Origin of the sequence: Stutzerimonas frequens, assembly GCF_024448335.1 — a bacterium.
In the GTDB taxonomy this organism is placed as follows: Bacteria; Pseudomonadota; Gammaproteobacteria; order Pseudomonadales; family Pseudomonadaceae; genus Stutzerimonas; species Stutzerimonas frequens.
Window position 1 is genome coordinate 56,845 of record NZ_JAMOHM010000018.1, and the last position, 19,887, is coordinate 76,731.

Annotated in this window: 14 protein-coding genes and 1 pseudogene; 10 read left to right on the plus strand and 5 right to left on the minus strand. The window is 58.2% G+C overall.

Features of this window, described 5'->3' with window-relative positions; genetic code table 11:
- Positions 1 to 170: 170 nt before the first annotated feature.
- The 7 genes and pseudogenes from NAO55_RS19355 to NAO55_RS19385 all read left to right on the plus strand — a co-directional run bounded on the left by NAO55_RS19355 (position 171) and on the right by NAO55_RS19385 (position 6,701).
- Positions 171 to 2,009, plus strand: a complete 1,839-nt coding sequence (locus NAO55_RS19355; RefSeq protein WP_146029396.1) for a hypothetical protein — start codon at positions 171 to 173, stop codon at positions 2,007 to 2,009.
- 491 nt (positions 2,010 to 2,500) lie between these two features.
- Positions 2,501 to 2,830, plus strand: coding sequence for a hypothetical protein (locus NAO55_RS19360; RefSeq protein WP_102839733.1), 330 nt, complete (start codon positions 2,501 to 2,503; stop codon positions 2,828 to 2,830).
- Positions 2,831 to 2,928: 98 nt separating this feature from the next.
- Entirely contained in the window at positions 2,929 to 3,897 is a 969-nt protein-coding gene (locus NAO55_RS19365; protein ID WP_102839732.1) for a DUF932 domain-containing protein, read from the plus strand.
- A 74-nt stretch (positions 3,898 to 3,971) separates the two neighbouring features.
- A complete protein-coding gene (locus tag NAO55_RS19370) occupies positions 3,972 to 4,976 on the plus strand; it encodes a YqaJ viral recombinase family nuclease (RefSeq protein WP_102839731.1) in 1,005 nt (334 codons plus the stop codon).
- Between the two features lie 90 nt (positions 4,977 to 5,066).
- Positions 5,067 to 5,969, plus strand: a complete 903-nt coding sequence (locus NAO55_RS19375) for a recombination directionality factor (RefSeq protein WP_102839730.1) — start codon at positions 5,067 to 5,069, stop codon at positions 5,967 to 5,969.
- 28 nt (positions 5,970 to 5,997) lie between these two features.
- Positions 5,998 to 6,496 (plus strand): annotated as a pseudogene (radC, locus tag NAO55_RS19380) (RadC family protein).
- A 13-nt stretch (positions 6,497 to 6,509) separates the two neighbouring features.
- A complete protein-coding gene (locus tag NAO55_RS19385; protein WP_043098815.1) occupies positions 6,510 to 6,701 on the plus strand; it encodes a hypothetical protein in 192 nt (63 codons plus the stop codon).
- 67 nt (positions 6,702 to 6,768) lie between these two features.
- Here NAO55_RS19385 and NAO55_RS19390 read toward each other — a convergent pair whose 3' ends face one another.
- The 5 genes from NAO55_RS19390 to NAO55_RS19410 all read right to left on the minus strand — a co-directional run bounded on the left by NAO55_RS19390 (position 6,769) and on the right by NAO55_RS19410 (position 14,495).
- Positions 6,769 to 9,807: a type I restriction endonuclease subunit R gene (locus tag NAO55_RS19390; protein WP_102839729.1), complete on the minus strand. Its 3,039-nt coding sequence runs from the start codon at positions 9,805 to 9,807 to the stop codon at positions 6,769 to 6,771.
- On the minus strand, positions 9,804 to 10,967 hold the full coding sequence (locus NAO55_RS19395; protein ID WP_102839728.1) for a restriction endonuclease subunit S: 1,164 nt from the start codon (positions 10,965 to 10,967) through the stop codon (positions 9,804 to 9,806). The genes NAO55_RS19390 and NAO55_RS19395 overlap by 4 nt, the downstream gene beginning before the upstream one ends.
- Positions 10,964 to 11,965: a virulence RhuM family protein gene (locus NAO55_RS19400; protein WP_102839727.1), complete on the minus strand. Its 1,002-nt coding sequence runs from the start codon at positions 11,963 to 11,965 to the stop codon at positions 10,964 to 10,966. Before NAO55_RS19400 ends, NAO55_RS19395 begins: the two co-directional genes overlap by 4 nt.
- Entirely contained in the window at positions 11,962 to 13,542 is a 1,581-nt protein-coding gene (locus NAO55_RS19405) for a type I restriction-modification system subunit M (protein ID WP_102839726.1), read from the minus strand. Before NAO55_RS19405 ends, NAO55_RS19400 begins: the two co-directional genes overlap by 4 nt.
- Positions 13,543 to 13,610: 68 nt before the next feature.
- Positions 13,611 to 14,495, minus strand: coding sequence for a helix-turn-helix transcriptional regulator (locus NAO55_RS19410; protein WP_102839725.1), 885 nt, complete (start codon positions 14,493 to 14,495; stop codon positions 13,611 to 13,613).
- Positions 14,496 to 14,660: 165 nt separating this feature from the next.
- Here NAO55_RS19410 and NAO55_RS19415 point away from each other — a divergent pair, with 165 nt between their 5' ends.
- From NAO55_RS19415 to NAO55_RS19425, 3 genes are read left to right on the plus strand one after another with little or no spacing between them, the layout of a single operon-like run.
- A complete protein-coding gene (locus tag NAO55_RS19415) occupies positions 14,661 to 15,839 on the plus strand; it encodes an NUDIX hydrolase (protein WP_197932485.1) in 1,179 nt (392 codons plus the stop codon).
- A 50-nt stretch (positions 15,840 to 15,889) separates the two neighbouring features.
- Positions 15,890 to 18,424, plus strand: coding sequence for an McrB family protein (locus tag NAO55_RS19420; protein ID WP_102839724.1), 2,535 nt, complete (start codon positions 15,890 to 15,892; stop codon positions 18,422 to 18,424).
- Between the two features lie 11 nt (positions 18,425 to 18,435).
- Positions 18,436 to 19,746 carry an McrC family protein gene (locus NAO55_RS19425; RefSeq protein ID WP_102839723.1) on the plus strand — a complete coding sequence of 437 codons (1,311 nt, stop codon included), beginning with the start codon at positions 18,436 to 18,438 and terminating at the stop codon, positions 19,744 to 19,746.
- Positions 19,747 to 19,887 lie beyond the last annotated feature (141 nt).

Here is a 19,887-nt window from a genome sequence, read left to right on the forward strand (position 1 = left end):
TCTGCGGGATCTCAACAGCCGCTTTTGGCCGGAAGCTGCCCATCGTCACCGGCTACAATCGGCCAGGAGCTGCCACCCACGATGAGAGCAGCTTTTAAGCCGCCCTGCTCCACTAGACAGATCTCATGTAGTTTTAATAGCGTTCTGCCATCTTCTTCATTGGGGTCTGGATGATGCGCGCCATCACAGCCTTTGCTGCCTTAGTTGTTCTTCAGTCCGCCCTTTTCGGTTGCGTCGCCTCAGCGGTTGATCCGCAACACCTCGGCCCACAGACGCCTCCGCCCAGCTTCACCGTCGACCCGCAGGCCAACCCGGAGGTATGGGGGGTCTATTCCCGCCTCGTTGGGCATCGCTACGCCCCAGCAACCGGTGGTTTTCCGGGTTTTGAGGTGCGCTGGAGCGAGCCCGGTAAAGCCATCATTGAGACCAGCTTGTTCTTAGAGGGCGCAATCGTTGGGCCGGATGTGAAATGGAGCCGGACTATTCGCCCGGGCAGCAAGCCCGGCGAACTGAATATGGACTTCAATGGCACGCCGTGGCTCGGCACGATCGAATCGGATGGCTCAGTGGTGTTTAAAGCGGTTACGCCGCGAGCGGGTGAATTTCCTTACCGGATTCGCCTGTCATCGCGTGGCGAGATGCTTGTGCAGAATATGCAGTGGGTGAATGGCTCGCTGTCGAATGTCATCTACTCGACGCCCTATCCGGTCGAATCCGTGCCGGGTGGTCCGGACCCAGCCGTGGCTGAGGTACCGGGCGTCGCAACGCCTCAGCCCCCTACCGACGCGGGCGTGAAGCCGTTGGTGCTGGGGCAAAAGATCATCGGCAAGCTGGATGACAACAGTCAGAAAACCTCGATCATGCGAACGCGCTATGACCTCTACCGTCTGCCAGCGCGCAAAGGTGAAAGCGTTGTAGTGGGCCTCGATTGCGATATCTACAGTTTCTACGGCTGCTACTACACATTCGTAAACCTGCGCGAAGGCTACGGCAACACCTACGAAGCGATGATCGATGCACCAAAGCGCAAGGCCTACCGTTTCACCCTCACTGAAGACCATCAGGTGCTGAAGGTGGAGAGCAATGGCAGGCTCGATTATGGCTTGGTGGTCGAACAGGGAGCAGCAGGCAATGCACTGTGGGCGGTGACTCAGGCCGAGCGGACTTCCTTCGATCAAGCAAAAGCACGGCAAGACGCCGCAAACAGCGCCGAGAACGCGCAATTATTAGGTGCCGTAATGCAGGGTTTGAGTCAGGGACTGACAGCGGCCAACCAGGCAGCCAGCGCCAACGCTGCTCAATCCAGTGCCAGCCTGGCCGCCACACTCGTCCAGGCCCGAGCACAACCGCCGGTAAGTCCATCCGTGCAATCCAGCCAAACGTCCAGTTTATCGAGCGGCGATAGCTCCGCGCAGGACGCCCAGGTGGCAGCCCTGATGGCGCAGAACCAAGCACTGATGCGCGAGATGGGCATCGAGAGCGAGGCCAATGCCATGGCGGCGGCCATGTTGGCGCAGATTGAGCGCCAGCAGGCTTCGGGGCGTGCGCAAAGCGTTGTCGAAGAGCAGGAAGACGAGGCTCCAACCGCCAAGCCCGAGAAGCCTGTCGCCGAGGCTGCACCCGCGAAAGATGGCGGACTCATCAAGACGGTCAATGGCCAGAGCTACAGCGTCGGTGCAACGCTCCCGGCGCAAATCGAGGGTCGTTACCTCTATGAGGGTGAAGGCGAGCCCATCGTCTTTATCGGATCGGGAAGCATGCAAAGCCGCTTTCAGCCCCACCAAGACCCCGAGATACCGATGACCGCCTGGATCGTGCAAGGGCCGGATGGCAGTCCTCTGCGCGAGAAGGGAGTCGGTGAGCGCTACCAGGTTACTCTGGTGGTCGAATATGGTGCCGGCGGTGGTGGAAACTATCCCGAAGGTAGTCTGAACCTGCTGCCCGTTGTGGTCGCGCCCGATATGAATAAAGCCTTCATCCTCGGCGAGCGGATCAAGAGCGGCCTGTAACCGCCGTGCTCGGCAAGCGCATTCAAGTCGACCTCCAGTCGATCCGCCTTGCCACCTCCAGCGCAACTTCTTGCGCTCCGAGCAACTGTCGACCAAGTTCTGGTGAGCGCACAGCAGAATTCTGAATCGCCTCCGGTTTCGTAGATGCTAGATGACCGCTTTTGGCCGATTTTGTTGAAAAAGTCGGCTTCTGAGAGAGCTGCTTTTCGGTAGATCAAAAATCGCTGGATTTTGGCGTTGCTACGTAAAAACCAAGACAGCTCCGTCTTCTGAGCGAACCAGATTTCAACGTCGACCACGCTTTTTCGCTGGCCAAAATTGCGGCGGGACTTTTTCAACAGAATCGGCCGCTTCCTGCCACCAGTGGCCAAAAACAGCTGACGCAACGACTCGCTACCGGCGGGTTTCCACCTACGACACTTCCATTCGATTCGAAAAAAACTCAGCCCTACATAACCGCAATGACATCACCACCAAGAAGGATCGCTCCCATGTCATTGCAGTGTCCTCGCTGTCATTCCCCCAAAGTCGCTTCCTTCCATCACGCCATGAAGATCACCGCTGCGGTAGGCGCCGCCGGCGGCGCGGCTCGTGGCGTCAGTGCTGCGTTAGCAGGCGGTCAGACTGGCGCGACCATTGGCGCTATTGCCGGCCCTGTTGGCATCGCCATCGGTTCAGTTTCCGGCGCCATCATCGGTGGGTTGGTTGGCGGCGTTAGCGGTTGTGCGCTGGGCGCCCAGCTTGGCGACAAACTCGACCGCCACGTGTTGGCTAACAACCTGTGTCTGCTCTGCGGGCATCGCTTCAACCTGCCGGCCTGATCCGTCCGCTACCTCTTCTCACCTTCTTCTATCCCTACCGCCGGTGCTGCGCTCTGCGCGGCGCTTTATGCCGGCTTACATTCCAAGGAATCGTTCTCATGGCACATCTCATCGAGCAAATGGCCTATGTCGGCGCCACCCCGTGGCACGGACTAGGCAACAACCTGCCGCGCAAACAACCCATCGAGATCTGGCAACGCGAAGCCGGCATGGACTGGCAGATCCTGGAAAGCCCGGTCCATTTCAAATCCGATGCGGTGGGTCACCTCGGCGCTATCCATTCCTACCCCGAGCAGAAAGTGCTGTACCGCTCCGATACCAAAGCTCCCCTATCGGTCGTCTCCAACCGCTACCACACCGTGCAGCCGCGTGAGGTGCTGGAGTTCTACCGGGATCTCACCGAAGTCTCCGGTTACGAGCTAGAGACGGCTGGTGTGCTCAAGGGCGGCCGCAAGTTTTGGGCACTGGCACGCACCGGGCAAGGCACAGCGATCAAGGGTAACGACCAGGTCAACGGCTACCTGCTGTTGGCTACGTCATGCGACGGCACCTTGGCTACCACCGCAACGCCGACCACCGTTCGCGTGGTGTGCAACAACACCCTGACCATCGCCCTGGACGGCACCAGTCGAGCGATCAAGGTGCCGCACAACACTCGCTTCGATCCCAATACGGTGAAGAAGCAGCTCGGGATCGCGGTATCACAATGGGATGACTTCATGTACCGCATGCGTCATCTGGCTGAGCGCAAGGTGCAGTGGCATGAGGCGATGGGCTTCTTCATGAACGTCATGTGCGAAGTGAGCCCAACCGGCCAACTACCCGAACAGCTGCCCAACGAACGTGCCCTGCGCAAAGTTCAGGAGCTGTACGAGGGCCGTGGCCGAGGCAGTCAGTTGGAATCGGCACGCGGTACCGCCTGGGGCCTGCTCAATGCCGTGACCGAGTACGTCGACCACGAACGACGAGCGCGCAGCACTGAGTACCGGCTGGACTCCGCCTGGTTCGGCCAGGGCGCGCAGATCAAGCAGCGCGCTTTGGACGCCGCCCTGCAGCTCGCCGCCTAAGCACTTCTCTCTCAATCGTATCGCCCGGTCAGCTTCGTGCTGATCGGGCTTTTTTACGCCTGCAAGGTGACCACATGACCACAATCTCGTTGAACCGCAACGCCAGCAAACCTCGCTCGGCCCTGCGCCTGATCAGTACCAAAGAACTGCCGCGCGAAGAGTGGCTGGAGGTGCGCAAACGCGGTATCGGCAGCTCGGATGCCGCTGCCGCCGTTGGCCTCAACCCCTACAAGTCGCAGCTGGAACTGTGGCTGGAGAAGACCGGGCGTGACACTGGATTGCCGAAGACCGACCCCGACGATGACGAAAGCCCGATGTACTGGGGCAATGTGCTGGAACCCATCGTGGCCTGGCATTACGGCAAGCGCACCGGCAACAAGGTCCGCCGTGTGAACGCCGTGCTGCAGCACCCCGACCCGGAGATGTCCTGGATGCTGGCCAACATCGACCGCGAAGTGATCGGCGCCGACGATGTGCAGATCCTCGAATGCAAGACAGCCGGCATAAACGGGGCGCGCCTCTGGAAAGAAGGCGTGCCCGAATATGTGCAGTTACAGGTGATGCACCAGCTCGCCGTCACCGGCAAGCAAGCCGCGGATGTGGCGGTTGTGCTCGGTGGTCAGCACTTGGAAATCCATCGCATCGAGCGCGACGAGGAAATGATCGCTCGGCTGATCGAGCTGGAACGTACGTTCTGGACATACGTCGAGACCGACACGCCGCCACCCGCCGATGGGACGGCCTCGGCTGAAACTGCGCTGCGCTGCCTATATCCCGAAGACGACGGCCAGACGGTGGACTTCAGGGACAATCCGGGGCTGACCGCTGCTTACGTCGAGCTCAAGGCCCTGCGTCAGTTCATTGATAAAAAGCATGCGCGCGAGGCTCAGCTCAAGCAAATGCTGCAACAAGCGATGGGCGAGGCGACGCGGGCAGAGTTCACCAACGGCTACGTCAGCTGGCGTAAAGCCAAGGACAGCATCGGCTTCGATGTGGCCCGGCTGCTCCAGGACAGGCCTCACCTGCGCGAAAAATACTCGCTTCTCAAGCCCGGTGCCCGGCGCTTCCTGATCGGCTGATTCTCGCCGCCCCTACTACCCCTTCCCCTTGGCCAGTCCATGCAGTCCCCGCTGCGTGGCTGGCCTTTTTTCGTTTTCAGGAGAACCACCATGCTTAAAGGTCTGGCTATCACTCCGCCGGTACTCGGGCGAATTTCCATCGGCAAGGTCATCGAGAAGAACGGCAAGCGCCTGCCGGAGAAGGATGACCAGTTCACTATCACCTCCCAGGTACAGAGCCGCGACGGCTGGCTGGTACACCCGCTCAACGACGAGCTACGCCAGGGCAAGGACGACAAGCTGCGCAGTATCCCGGTGCGCCTGCTGTTCAACGAGCCAGAGCTGAATTTTCGTGCGGACTACACACTGTTTGATCGCCAGTCCGGTCGCCCGGTTTGCGTCGGCAATGGCGAAACCTGCAAGCGCGTCACCCAGGACGGTATGCAATCGCTGCCCTGCCCTTCACCAGATGCCTGCCCGCTGGCCAAAGGCGGTGCCTGCAAGCCCTATGGCCGACTGAACGTGGTCATTGGCGATGAGGATCCGCTGGGCAGCTTTGTGTTCCGTACCACCGGCTTTAACAGCATCCGCACCCTAGCTGCTCGTCTGCACTACTTCCAGGCCATCTCCGGCAACCGCCTGGCCTGCTTGCCACTGGAACTGCGACTGCGAGGCAAGTCCACCCGCCAAAGCCACGGCACGCCGATCTTCTACACCGATCTGACGGTGCGTAGCGGCATGGACATGACCGAGGCACTGCGCTTAGCAGGCGAGCTGGATGAACAGCGGCAAGCGGCGGGTTTCGATCAAGCCGCACTGGATGCAGCAGCCCGGCGCGGCTTCGGCAACGGTGCCTTCGAGGACGGCGAGGAGGATGTCGGAGCCATCGTCGAGGAGTTCTTTCCCGTCGAAATCAGCAGCGAGCAGCCGTTCCCCAGACCCACTTCGCACACGTCAGGCAATCCCAGTCTGGCGGAAAAGCTGGAAGCCCAGCATCAATCCCTGAATGCCTGAGCCTTATCACCCGGCCAAGGAGCTCATGATGAGACTGCACAAAATCAAGGCGGGCGAGACCGCCGGCACCTACCTGATCGAATCACCGGTCACCGAAGCCGACATCCTGCTAATGGCCAAGCAGTTGGCCAGCCGCCGCCTGCGTCGTGGCCGCCAGCTCACAGCACCACGCGACGTCTTCAACCATCTGCAGACGCTACTCGAAGCCTATGAGCACGAAGTCTTTGCCTTGCTGAATGCTCGACAGCAGGCACCGGGTGATCGCCTTTCACGAGCTGTTTCGGGGAACCCTGGATGGCGCGAGCGTCTATCCCAGGGAGGTCGTCAAGATCGCCCTGGAGCACAACGCTGCGGCCATGATCCTGGTGCACAACCACCCTTCCGGCGACCCCGAGCCCAGCCAGGCGGATCGTACGCTCACCAACAAACTGAAGGAGGCGCTGAACCTAGTCGGCGTGCGGACGCTGGATCACATCATCGTGGGCCATGAAGGCTGCGTATCGCTGGCGGAACAGGGTTACCTATAGGAGACGAACAAGCATGAAGCTGCTGCTATGGACCTTCGCTGCGGTGTTCGTGTTTGCCGGCATCCTCGCTGGTTGTCTGGCGATGTTGCTGCTGGTGATCCTAATGGTGCGTTTTCCGCCGCTGCTGATCGCGGTGATGCTGGCGTGCTGGATCCTCAGCAGGCTGCTATCACCCAAGAAAATCCATCACCATGAACCCAAATAAAAACAGCATGAGCAGTCTCAGACTGCTCATGCCGTTGGTTCGCTCATTTCTTTTTTCTCTCTCAGCGTCAAACCAGTCCGAAATAGCGTTCGAAAAACACCGCCAGCTTGCCCAGCACGGTCTGCTTCTTGGCAGCATGACCATTGCCCTGGGAGAAACGCGATACCGGCGGCAGAATCTTGGTGATAGCAGTGCCGGCCGTGGGGATAGCGCCATCGCGGAAAGCACGTTCAACGAAGTCACGCGCAGCTTCGGCGTTGAGGTTCTCCTCCGTGATGATGCGCTCCAGCTCCTCAGTTTTCTTGGTCGCCATGAAGCTCTGCCACTGGGCATCCACTGCACCCTTGGTATTGACCGAATCCACGAACTGAACGATGAGATCCTTCTTGTTGCGCAGGCTGGGGCTGGCGTTGATGGCACGCTCGATGGTGGCGCGGATTTCCTTGTCTTCTCCCGAGCCCTTTTTCTTCAGGTACTGCTCGACCAGCAACAGGATGTAGTCGACGTTGATTTCGACCTGCTTGATCAGCTCGATCTCGAAGACCACGTCGTCGTTGATCGACTCCTTCTTCGCCTCCGATGTGGTGCGGAACTCGGCATACAGGTTCAGATAGACGCTCTGGTAATCCTGGTACTGCCGCTCGCTGAGAATCTCGTTCCCGGCAAAATCGTCGAAGGCCGTCAGAATATTTTTCAGCCGCAGGATCGAGCCAAACAGCTTGATGAAGGCTTTCTGCGCCGCTTCGCCGACGATAGCCTGTCCCAGTGGGAATTTGTCGAGCAGCTCGCCGACTCGGGCTTGGTATTCAGCGTAATACTCGGCGTAAGGCTTCAGCAGCACGATGCCCTTGGCGTCCTTGTTGCCGAACAGGGCCAGCGCATCGTTGGTTTCCTGCTCCAGGTTGCGGAAGGAGACGATGTTGCCGTAGGTCTTCACCGAGTTGAGGATGCGGTTCGTGCGCGAATACGCCTGGATCAGGCCATGCGCCTTGAGGTTCTTGTCCACCCACAGCGTGTTCAGCGTGGTGGCATCGAAGCCGGTCAGGAACATGTTGACCACGATGACGAGGTCCAACTCACGCTTCTTCAGGCGCTGCGACAGATCCTTGTAGTAGTTCTGGAACTTGTCCGCCGAGGTGTCGAAGCTGGTACTGAACAGCGCGTTGTAATCCTTGATCGCGGCATCCAGAAAATCTCGCGAGCTTTGGTCCAGCCCCTCTGCCTCAAACTCTTCCTCGCCGAGCAGGCCGTCTTCGTCGTCCTCGTTGGCAGCAAAGCTGTAGATCAGTCCCACCTTGAGCCGCTGGGCCTCGGGCAGCGCCTGCTGCTGCGCGGCAAATTCCGCGTAGTAACACTTGGCCGCATCAATCGAGGCACAGGCAAATAGTGAGTTGAAGCCAGCCACTCGCCTGCCGTCATGGCGATAGGTGCTGGCGCGCTTGGTCTTCTGATCGAAATGCTCGCGGATATAACCGACGATCTGGCTGATGCGCTCCGGCGCCAGCAGGGCGCGCTCGGTGTCGATGGCTGAGACCTGCTTGTCCTTGATTTGCGCCTGCATCTTGAGGGTATTGATGTAGTCGATACGAAACGGCAGGACGTTCTTGTCGTTGATCGCATCGACGATGGTGTAGGTGTGCAGCTTGTCGCCAAAGGCCTGCTCGGTGGTGCGACGCAACGGGTTGCCGCCGGTTCCCGAGTTCTTCGCAAAGATCGGTGTGCCGGTAAAACCGAACAGGTGGTAGCGCTTAAAGACGCGGGTGATCTCGCTGTGCATGTCGCCGAACTGGCTGCGGTGGCACTCGTCGAAAATCACCACCACATGCGCGTCGTACACCGGGTGCTTCTTGTTCTTGGCCACGAAGCGCGAGAGCTTCTGGATGGTGGTGATGATGATCCGCGCGTTCGGGTCTTCCAGTTGTTTCTGCAGCACCGAGGTCGAGGTATTGGAGTTGGCCGCGCCTTTCTCGAAACGCTCGTATTCGCGCATGGTCTGGTAGTCGAGATCCTTGCGATCGACCACGAACAGCACCTTGTCGATGTCCGGCAGGCCACGGGCGAGCTGGGCGGCCTTGAAGCTGGTCAGCGTCTTGCCCGAGCCCGTGGTGTGCCAGATGTAACCACCCGCCGCCAGCGTTCCCAATTGCCGGTGGTTGGTTGAGGTGGCAATGCGCTGCAGGATGCGCTCGGCGGCCACGATCTGGTAAGGGCGCATCACCAGCAGCTTGCGATCCACATCGAACACGCAGTACTTGGTGAGCACGTTCAGCAGCGAATGCTTGGCAAAGAAGGTCTTGGTAAATCCCACCAGCTCGGTGATGGGCTGGTTGCGCGCGTCAGCCCACCAACTAGTGAAGGAAAAGCTGTTGGAAGCTTTGCTTTTGCTGCGCTTGCCGGACTGCTCCTTCAAGTGCCCGTCGCGCACGGTGTTGCTGTAGTACTTGGTCAGCGTGCCATTGCTGACCACGAACAGCTGCACGTACTCGAACAAACCGCAGCCCGCCCAGAAGCTGTCTCGCTGGTAGCGGTTGATCTGGTTGAAGGCTTCGCGGATGTCTACGCCACGGCGTTTTAGCTCGATATGCACCATCGGCAGGCCGTTGACCAGCACCGTCACATCGAAGCGCGTGGCGTGCTTACCACCGTGCTCGCCGGTTGGCGTTTCGTACTGATTGATCACCTGCAAGACGTTGTTGTGAATATTGGCCTTGTCGATCAGGTAGATGTTCTTGCTGCTGCCGTCATCACGCTTCAGGACCTGGACGTGGTCTTCCTGCAGGCGCGCGGTTTTTTCCAGAATGCCGTCATTGGCGCCCGCAATGCTGGTGGCAAAGAAGCCCTGCCACTCGGTGTCGGAAAACTCGATCTTGTTGAGCTGCTCCAGCCGGGCCCGCAGGTTGGCGAGCAGCCCGGCCTCCGAGCTGATCGGCAGGTACTCGTAGGCCTGCCGCTGCAGTTGTTCGATAAAAGCACTCTCCAGCGCCGCCTCGCTCTGGTAGCCGGTCTCGCGCACACCCAGCGCATCCGGCAGAAACTCGGCAACCACGGTGCTCTCGTTGGAGAGTGCAATGGCCTCATAGCGGTAGGGCTGGGTCTCAATGCTCATGCGGCTTCCTTGAATGTGAGCAAACGGTCGCGGTAGTAGGCGTACTGCCGACGGCGAGCGGCAATCTCGGCAGGCAGGCCGATGGAAATGTCATTTACCAGCGCATCGAACTTGTCGAGGATGGCGACGATGCGCTCTTGCTCTTCGAGCGATGGAACTGGGATACGAATCTTGGAGAAACCGCCAATCAGCAAGGTGTTGACCTTGGTACGCGCCACATACTTGGCCTTCTCTGCAATGAATGAGCTCGTTTGCATGCAGTAGGAAACGAACTTCGGATTCATCGAATGGCGGAAGGCGTAACAGTGGTCGTGGATCGCAACATCCTCAGTGCCAACCCAGGCCACCGCCTTGCCAACGTCCTCCACGGTTTCCCCTACGTCGGTAACCACTACATCACCGGGCTTGGCATAGCGCAGTGAAGCGGCCATATCCGAACGCACATGCGAGATGGCCGTATCTGCGGCCGTGCCGTAGCGGGTGTAAATCTCGCCATAGTGGATACAGGGCACGCCGTCTTCGACGTAGTCAGCCTTGGTAAAACGCCGCCCCCGAATGAACTCGCCGAGCTCGGCCATCGCGGCCCAGCGAATATCTTGATCGCTGAAAGCGAGCAAGGCGTCGCGGTAGTACTTGTACTGCCTGCGACGCGCCTCAAGCTCCGCCTCAAGCTCCGCCTCAAGCTCCGTAAAGGTATCAAGCACTTTCACAATTTCGCGCTGCACTTCGAGCGGCGGGATGGGAATACAGAAGTCAGTAATCATCGGCTTACGAATCGAAGTAACGGTCGCGCTGACCGCTTTCGACAAGATGAAGCGCTTAAAATGAACGGCAAAGTAGTAGTACGCAAATTTCGTGTTGAGTTCGGCCAGATTGAAGCAAATTCTGTAGGCCCGCTGATGCAGAGCATATTTGCCGGACACATAGTGGAATATCTCGCCAATCCCACCCTCTCCGGGGATCAAGATTGCCTCTTCGTCGAACTCGTATTCATCGATACGGAATACGTCTTGAGAGCGCACATAGAACGGAAACTCACCATCGGTTTTTGCGTCTTTCCGGTCACTGCTACCAGTGCCAACAGCGGCAATTTCGCCAATTGATTTGAACTCCACCCCCTCCGGGCAAAGCTCAGCGATCAACGCATCGATCCGGCTCATGTCTTTTTCTTCCCGGTGATTTTCTTCTGCACCGTCTTCACGGTTTCCAGATAGGCCGTTTCCACCTCGCTCGGCTGCTCAGCCAACTGGGCACGGAACTTGGCGTATTCCGTTTCGGCGTGAGCAATGGCCTGCTGATGGCTGACTTTGCCGGCACCTTCCAGGGCCTTGCCGCCCATGGCCACGATCAGTTGCTCCAGGTGCGCGAGCCAATCCTTCATATAGGTCGGTTCGTGGTTCATGGCGCGAAATTCGGCGGCGTCGAAATAAGCCGAGACCAGCGTATTCAGCCGTTTTAGCTCGTCGGCGTTGAGGTAATTCTTAGCATTGGTGACTTCGGCCTTGGTGGGCTGCTTGCCACTGAAGGACAGCAAACCCATGAAAGGCTTACCGGCATCGGCACGCTGCCTGACCACTTCCGCCGCCGTCTGGCCGTGGGCCGCGTAATGCAGCTTGTTTTGCACGGCCTTGAAGAACACCACGCTGGCTTCGGCCTTGGGGTCGTAATCCACACTGGTGGCGTACAGGTCGAGCACCTGGCGATAAAGAACCTTCTCGCTGGAGCGGATGTCGCGGATGCGATCCAGCAACTCTTTCCAGTAGCTGCCGCCGCCCAGGTTCTTCAGGCGCGCGTCATCCATGGTGAAGCCCTTGACCAGGTATTCACGCAGGCGCTCGGTGGCCCAAATGCGGAACCGAGTGCCTTGCTGCGATTTGACCCGGTAGCCGACCGAGATGATGACGTCGAGGTTATAGAAGTTGGTCGGCTTGGTAGAAAATTCGGAAATTCCGATTTTTCTCATCACCTGCTCAGGCACCAGCTCGCCTTCCTCGAAGACGTTCTTGATATGCTCGTTGATGGTCGACTTGGCCTTGCCGAACAGCTCCGCCATCTGCTCCTGGGTCAACCAGACCGTATCGCCGTCTAGCCGTACATCGATGGCGGTTGCATCGCCACGTTGGTAAAGAATGATCTCCCCTGCTGGTTGCTCGCTCATGCCTGGGCTCCTTCCAGATCCGCAACGATGGCATCGATCTGCTTTCGCAGCTCCGTTTGCCGGGCAACGATGCCGCTGATTTTCTCGTTGAGCTCACGAATGTCTACCGCTTCGCTGGTGTCGGCCTGCTCGACATAGCTGGAGACGGCGATGTTGTAGCCGTTGGCGGCGATTTCACCGTTCTCAACCATGCGTGCGAAATGGTCGATGTTCTCGCGAGCGGTGAATGCGTCGAGAATTTTCCGCTGGTGATCGAGCAACAGCTTGTTCTTGTTGCCGCTGCGCACGAAAAGGCTGGAGGCGTCGATGAACAGCGTGGCGTTGTCGCGCTTGGACTTCTTCAGCACGATGATGCAGGTCGCGATGGTGGTGCCGAAGAACAGGTCCGGCGGCAACTGAATGACGGCATCGACGTAGTTGTTGTCGATCAGGTACTTGCGAATCTTGGCTTCCGCACCGCCGCGATAGAGTACGCCGGGGAACTCGACAATGGCAGCCGTGCCGTTGACTGCCAGCCAACTGAGAATGTGCAACGTGAAGGCCAGGTCGGCCTTGCTCTTGGGCGCGAGCACGCCGGCCGGAGCGAAGCGCGGGTCGTTGATCAGCAGCGGGTTGGCATCGCCCTCCCATTTGATCGAGTACGGCGGGTTGGAGACGATGGCCTCGAAGGGTTCGTCATCCCAGTGCGCCGGATCGGTCAGCGTGTCACCGTGAGCGATGTTGAACTTCTCGTAGTTCACGTTGTGCAGGAACATGTTGATCCGACACAGGTTGTAGGTGGTTAGGTTGATTTCCTGGCCGTAGAAACCCTGACGCACCTTGTTGTGGCCCAGCACCTTGGAAAAGCTCAGCAACAGCGAGCCGGAGCCGCAGGCTGGGTCATAAACCTTGTTGACCTCTTTCTTGCCCACCACGGTGATGCGGGCCAGCAGTTCGGAGACTTCCTGCGGGGTGTAGAACTCGCCACCGGACTTGCCGGCAGTGGAGGCATACATCTGCATCAGGTATTCGTAGGCGTCGCCGAACAGGTCGATGCTGTTGTCGGCAAAATTGCCCGAGCTGTTGCCCAGCGGCAGATCGCCGATAGCGTCGAGCAGCTTGACCAATTTTTCGTTGCGCTTGGCCACAGTGGGGCCGAGCTTGCTGCTGTTGACGTCCAGGTCATCGAACAGCCCCTTGAAGTCGTCCTCGCTACCAGCGCCCAACGCCGAGGCCTCGATGTCCTTGAACACTTTCGACAGGGTTTCGTTGAGGTTTGGGTCATGGCGGGCGCGCTTGCGCACATTGGCGAACAGTTGCGACGGCAGGATGTAGAAGCCCTTTTCCTGAACCGTTTCGTAACGGCCCACGATAGCGTGGGCGTCTGCCAAATCGCTGTAGTCAAAATCCGCACTCCCCGCGCGGCGCTCCTGTTCGTTGAGGTAGTTGGTCAGGTTCTCTGAGATGAAGCGGTAGAACAGCATGCCCAGCACGTAGGTCTTGAAGTCCCAGCCATCAACACTGCCACGCAGGTCGTTGGCGATGCGCCAGATAGTTTTGTGCAGTTCGGCGCGTTCAAGATCTCTGGTGTTGCTCATGGTCAGGTAGTCACTCTAGATTTTCGTGTTGCCGGATGCGTAAGCGCATCCGACTTGTAGTCGTTCGCTTAGCCTGCTCGGTAACCGGGCGCCAGCACTGCTGTTTCCACGCCGTAGAGCAGTAGGGGATCTTTCAGCCAGAGGCGGTACTCCGGATCACGCAACCGATGATCTGGCGAACAGTCGACGCTCCATTTGCGCAGTACGTAACCCGCCGTGGCCCCGCGCAGCCTCAGGCGCAGCACACCGTCTTGCATGGCGTAATCCATGGCGGTGATGTCCGGATGTGGCTGGTCGGGGTGAGGTACCAGCTCGACTTCCAATATCCGGCTCCACTGGACATCCTGCTCCGGTCGCTCGTGCTCAGCGACGGATGACTCCATCAGCAGCTTCGGCCGCTTGATGCGTGTGACCACGAAGTCGCGAAACGCACCGCGCTTGCGGTCATAGCCGCGCACGTGCCAGCGCAAGCCCGTATCGATGAGGGCAAACGGTACGATCTCCCGCTGGGTCTTGCCGCTGCCTAGGGAGTAGTAATCCACACGCAGAGGGCAGCGGTGGTAAATGGCACGCGTCACGATACCCAGCGTATCCAGATCCGGCTGGGTAAGACGCCCAGACGTTACGCAGGAGATTCCTGGCGCACTGCTTGCCGGCTCGCCATCACCAAACCCCTCCGCCAGCCAGGCCAGTACCCGGTCAGCAGAGAAGGTGAAGATCGGCCGGAACTCCTTGGTCGGCGTGTAGATTTTGCTGCTGCGGTCATAGGCCAGGTTGTTGCCGGCGAGCTCACGATAGGTGGCAAGGTCACGGGTGGCAGCCGCCGTTTGAATGCCGAAGCGCTGAATCAGGTCCTGCCGTCCTATCTCCCCCACGAATCGCAGGCGCAACTCCAGGTAGGCTAGGCGATCGCGCTGGGCTTGCGTTAGTTGCGAGAGAGCTGCAGTGGTCATGGTGGACTAGTCGCGGTTAAAACCTGGACAGCATAAATTGCGATCACAACGCCCGCAATTAAAAATCACTAACGTACCATTTACAGATCATTTTGATTCGTAATAGCCTAAGGCAATCGTCGGGCGCCAACTGCCCGACCCACAAACTCAGGGACGGGCAGGCACATGTGGCTGTTTACCAAATTCGGTTTCTTTTCCGTTGTAAAGAAAGGCACCAACGATGACCTGACCATTCGCAGCCGCACACGCAGCGACCTGGACCGTCTTCGCAATCACTATCTGCCTTCGCTCTCTGCCTCCCGAGCCCATGAGGGCACTGACTACCCCTGGCGAGCCACGGCGTCTGCTTCCGCCCTGGCGGAGGCGATGAGCGCCATTGCGCAAGACATTGACTATGCGAATTTCAAAGACGAAGTAGCGTTTAGCCTTGGGAAAGATCGCGCCAAACGCTACGGCAGAGTCTGGTCGGCGCTCTACGATATGTCGGATGATCTCAGCGAACCCCATCAGGAAGGCTTCGAGGGCCTCCCCTGGCAACAAAGCGCCAGCACCGGTAAAGCCGTGGCCTATGGAGGCGTGGTGATCGACCCCAATGGCTACGTGCTGATGCGCGAGGTGAAAAACCACTTCGATGGCTATGTGTGGACATTTGCCAAGGGCCGCCAGGATAAAGGGGAAAGCCCAAGGCAGACCGCACAGCGCGAAGTCCGCGAAGAGATGGGCATAGACGCCACCATTCTCTCAGCTATACCCGGCGAATTTGCTGGCGGCACCACAATCAACCGTTTCTTCCTAATGCTGACGGACCGTGGAACACCAGACCTCACCTTTGGGAATCGGGAGACTGAGCGCCTGATCTGGGCAACTGCAGAGGAAGCCAAGCGACTGATCGCGCAATCAACCAACACTAAAGGGCGACAGCGTGACCTTGCCATTCTTCAGGCCGCGCTGGCTCTTCTACCCGCCGAACCACCACTCAAACGCGCCATCGCCCGACGAAACGACTGGCAAAGCAAGTTCATGCCTGCTGCGCGAGTAACCGTGCCTCTGGAAACTCGCTATTCGCTTCAGGAAATGGCCACAATCATCCGTGGTTCCTTGCCCAACAGCCAGGATGACAAGTGGTTCATCTTCTACGAAGACGGCGTGCTGCACTGTCACCGCAGCTGGACAGGTATCTGCATTTTCCGAGTTCACTTCAGGCCCTGCGATAGCGGCTGGCAAGCCTGGCAAGTGGAAATCAATCGGCACAGCGGACAATACACAGCAACCGATGAACGCGAGGATCTTGCGCTGCTGGATATGCTCATTGAGCAACTGCTGATCTTTTGCCCCGCAAGCTGACCCCAATGGTTCTGCTAAACCATCCGAATTACACGCAAGGCGAAAGCACAATGAGCGATTTTCAAAAAGAATACGCCCTTTGGGATGAATTTCTGTCTATCTGGCCTGCCTCCCGATTGGCCAGCATGACGCTGGACGAATACACCCAGGCAGGATCGAAAGACAGCTTCACCTATTGGATCGAATCACGCCTCGATGAACTGGGCAGCATCTGGGGTGGCTCGTCTTTCAAGTTCGGCGTGTTCTCGCGCAAGGACACTGAAGACAAGGGTTCGGACACTAAGCTTTCCTACTCGGAAACACACGGCTGGTATTCATCGCTTGGCACATCAGCCGAGGCTGCTTTCGACAAAGTCCGGAGTTTCGTAGCGCAGGTGGCGGACTGGGCCGCCAAAGGCGATCTGGACGCCATCGAGTCCTTTGAGCATCTGGGCGAGGCTTTTAAATGGAAGATTGCCTTCCACTACCAGGACCGGAAGGCGCCAGTGATCGTCGATATTTTCAAGCGTGCGCCGCTGGCAGTGTTTGTTGGCGGTACCGCAAGTCAGCGCATGGCCACGCTGCAGAAGGCCACACTGGCCAAACGCCAAAGCGACCTTGGCATTCTGGAGTTCGGGCGGCAGGTGTGGGAGGCGTGGAGCCAGAAGAATCTGGCCATCTGGAAGCTATCGCACGGACTAAACGACTTTTCTGCCGAAGAGCGCAGGCAGTACCTGCAGGAAGAGCTGGGCGTGATGCATAGCGATACCGCGAAGGGCCAGGCCGAGAGCTTCCAGAAGGCGCCAGCCGGCAGCTTGTTCTACTTGTGCCACGGAAATGAAAGCCTTCAACTAGTCGGACAGTTCATCTCTGATCCTGCACCATGCTTGAAAGGGGATGGTTGGCTACAGCGCCGCTACAGGGTGTTGAAGCACGGCATCAAGCATGGTGGCTTTCAAGGCAGCCAGAAAGGCTGGACGCCCAACTACCGCTCCACCTTCAAACAAGTGCCCGCTCACGATCTGCCGGAGTTCGAGAGTACTTTACTCAAGCCGTTCTTCGGCACAGATTTAGCCGAATTGGCCGCATTGGCCGGCGACCCCATCGCGGATGTCAGCCCCCTCGCCGCAAGCCAGTCATTGCCCCCAACCTCTCAGGTAAAGCATGTGGCCAGCAAACCCGTCGCAATCTGCTCCAACCGCATCTACTACGGGCCGCCCGGAACAGGCAAAACCTTCACGCTGATGCAGCTACTCAAGCACGACTACGAGGAGCAGGTGGCCTCGGTCAATGCAGATGAATGGCGGGCTCAGATTATTGCTGAAAAGATTGCACCGCTGACCTGGTGGGAAGGTGCGGCCGCTGCGCTATATGACCTGGGGGGCAAGGCCAAAGTACCAGAGCTAGCAGGACACCCCTTCATCAAAGCCATCGCTAGCGCAAAAGGTCGTACCAGCGGCATAAAGCAGACACTCTGGGGCACACTTCAGCACCATACGGTTCTGGAGTCAGCAACGGTCAACACGAAACTTCGCCTGGAACCTGCCATTTTTGATAAGTCGTCAGACTCAGTGTGGCAATTTGCGGGAGCCTCTCAAGACATCTGCTCGGACATCTTCACGCTTGTCGACAAGATCAAGCAGGGCCCCGTCCCCGATACAGGCGAACAACTGCAACGCCATAGCTTCGTCACCTTCCACCAGTCTTACGGATACGAGGAATTCGTTGAGGGCTTGCGGCCAGTACTCGCGGACGATCCGATTGATGGCGACGCTGAAACGGGCCAAGTGGCTTACAGGATCAAAGACGGAGCATTCAAGGAGCTCTGCCGCCGTGCACGCAACACACCTGACAAGCGTTTCGCGATGGTCATCGACGAGATCAACCGCGGCAATATCAGCAAGATTTTCGGCGAGCTGATCACGCTGATCGAGGCCGACAAGCGAGACCCACTCGATGGGACTCCACCGCCGACTGAAGTGATCCTTGCATACTCAGGAAAGCCTTTTTCGGTGCCAGCCAACGTAGACATCATCGGCACGATGAACACTGCGGATCGTTCACTGGCTCTGCTGGATACGGCGCTGCGCCGCCGTTTTGATTTCGTACCGCTGCTACCCGACACTCGCGCAACCAAATCACCTGATGAACCACACAGCGCGCCGCTGGCGGGTTTGATAGTAACCACGGGAGCAGGCGCGATCGACGTGCGCCGGATGCTGGAACGTATCAATGAGCGAATCGAAGCGCTTTACGACCGTGATCATTGCATCGGTCACGCCTACTTCACTCATTTGTGGAGCAAGACGGATGGCCCCGACAGATTCGACGCACTGGCCGACACGTTCCGCAATCGAGTTCTTCCCCTATTGGAGGAGTACTTCTTCGAGGATTGGCGCAAGATTCGCTTAGTTCTAGGCGACAACCAGAAACCCGACGCCGCCCAATTCATTACAGAGAATGACTCACATGAGCAGGATCTGAGCACTCTCTTTGGGAGCGATCACGGATTGGATAGCTATACCACCAAGCACCGCTACTTATCGCAGTCCTCGGCTTACAGCGAACCAGCCGCCTATTTCGGCATTTACCAAACCTCGACCTGACAGGTACGGAAATGGCGGGCATTACGATTTTTGAGTTCGACGCCATGGCGGTTTTGCCGTCCGGCTCGCACGATATGGTTGGGTTGCACAGGATCTCTGCCGATGTTTTTGCCTGGCTGGAGACCCAGGCATTACGCAACGCAGAAGCGGGCGAGTCGACCTGGCTGCGCCTGACTCAACGGCACGGCCGAAGGGCCATACAGGTTAAAAGCTTCGTGGGCGTGATTCGCTGCCCCGACGGCTTCCAGATTGAAGTGCTGCCTAAGCTGGGTAAAGCCAATGGCGAAGCAGATGCGCGACAGCTGCTAATCGAGATGCTGTGTTGCCTCGGTAGTTTTCGCCACATCCAAACCAATAGTGCCCAGTTACAAGCTCGCCGGATGCCTTTGCTGGAGGTGTTCATCGCTGAGTTTCTGCGAGCAGTAGATCACACCGTGAAGCGAGGCCTGCGCAGCGATTACCGCGCCCAGCAAGACAATCTGTTCGCTCTGCGCGGCAAGCTGAATATGGCACAGCATCTTCGTCTCAACCTATGCCGTCGTGACCGGTTCTATACAGAGTTCGACGAGTTTTCGCTCAACAGACCGGAAAACCGCCTACTGCATACAACCCTAAAGCGCGTATTGAAGTGGACTGCCTCGCAAGCAAACCAGCAGCTAGCACGAGAGCTGTGTTTCGTTTTCGCCGAAATTCCCACATCTGACCAGATCAACGCGGACTTTGGTCGGATACGGCCAGATCGAGGGATGGCTCATTACGACGCAGCAATGGCTTGGGCCCGACTGATTCTGCTAGATGAGTCACCCCTCACTGGTACGGGCCAACATTCCGCGCCGTCCCTGCTCTTTCCGATGGAAGCGGTCTTTGAGGCTTTTGTCGCGAAACATCTTGCCCGACAACTCAACTCAGGTCACGACCTGCGCCCCCAAACACGCAGCCTGAGGCTTGTACGACATAAAGAGCAGGACTGGTTTCAGCTCAAGCCTGATCTGCTGGTACAAACTGCCAAAACCAATCGCTTGGTGCTCGACACCAAGTGGAAGCTGGTTGATGAGCGGAAAGCCAATAGCAAGGAAAAGTACGGCTTGAATCAAAGCGACTTCTACCAGCTACATGCTTACGGCCAGAGCTATCTCGACGGAAAAGGCGATGTGATCCTGATCTATCCCAAGACCGAAACCTTCGGCCAGCCCCTGACAGTATTTAGCTTCCCTAAGTCCCCCGACCTGCGCTTGTGGGTTCTACCGTTCTGCCTGAGCACTAGACAGATGCACTTACCGCAATGCGGCAGCCTCGCTTCGTTTTTCTCATCGGTCACCTGAGCAGTCATAACTTAAACAACCGGGTGCCCCCATGATCCGTCACTACCTTGCCGGCCTGCTGCTTGGCTTCACAGCCACAGCAAACGCAGCTGATACCTCCAGCTGTTACGCAATTTCTGAGGCTGATGCTAGGAACTACTG

What these genes read in the sequence shown, in the direction of transcription:
- NAO55_RS19355 (WP_146029396.1), top strand. Translation starts at nt 171, where the DNA reads ATGATGCGCGCCATCACAGCCTTTGCTGCCTTAGTTGTTCTTCAGTCC.
- NAO55_RS19360 (WP_102839733.1), top strand. Translation starts at nt 2,501, where the DNA reads ATGTCATTGCAGTGTCCTCGCTGTCATTCCCCCAAAGTCGCTTCCTTC.
- NAO55_RS19365 (WP_102839732.1), top strand. Translation starts at nt 2,929, where the DNA reads ATGGCACATCTCATCGAGCAAATGGCCTATGTCGGCGCCACCCCGTGG.
- NAO55_RS19370 (WP_102839731.1), top strand. Translation starts at nt 3,972, where the DNA reads ATGACCACAATCTCGTTGAACCGCAACGCCAGCAAACCTCGCTCGGCC.
- NAO55_RS19375 (WP_102839730.1), top strand. Translation starts at nt 5,067, where the DNA reads ATGCTTAAAGGTCTGGCTATCACTCCGCCGGTACTCGGGCGAATTTCC.
- NAO55_RS19385 (WP_043098815.1), top strand. Translation starts at nt 6,510, where the DNA reads ATGAAGCTGCTGCTATGGACCTTCGCTGCGGTGTTCGTGTTTGCCGGC.
- NAO55_RS19390 (WP_102839729.1), bottom strand. Translation starts at nt 9,807, where the DNA reads ATGAGCATTGAGACCCAGCCCTACCGCTATGAGGCCATTGCACTCTCC.
- NAO55_RS19395 (WP_102839728.1), bottom strand. Translation starts at nt 10,967, where the DNA reads ATGAGCCGGATCGATGCGTTGATCGCTGAGCTTTGCCCGGAGGGGGTG.
- NAO55_RS19400 (WP_102839727.1), bottom strand. Translation starts at nt 11,965, where the DNA reads ATGAGCGAGCAACCAGCAGGGGAGATCATTCTTTACCAACGTGGCGAT.
- NAO55_RS19405 (WP_102839726.1), bottom strand. Translation starts at nt 13,542, where the DNA reads ATGAGCAACACCAGAGATCTTGAACGCGCCGAACTGCACAAAACTATC.
- NAO55_RS19410 (WP_102839725.1), bottom strand. Translation starts at nt 14,495, where the DNA reads ATGACCACTGCAGCTCTCTCGCAACTAACGCAAGCCCAGCGCGATCGC.
- NAO55_RS19415 (WP_197932485.1), top strand. Translation starts at nt 14,661, where the DNA reads ATGTGGCTGTTTACCAAATTCGGTTTCTTTTCCGTTGTAAAGAAAGGC.
- NAO55_RS19420 (WP_102839724.1), top strand. Translation starts at nt 15,890, where the DNA reads ATGAGCGATTTTCAAAAAGAATACGCCCTTTGGGATGAATTTCTGTCT.
- NAO55_RS19425 (WP_102839723.1), top strand. Translation starts at nt 18,436, where the DNA reads ATGGCGGGCATTACGATTTTTGAGTTCGACGCCATGGCGGTTTTGCCG.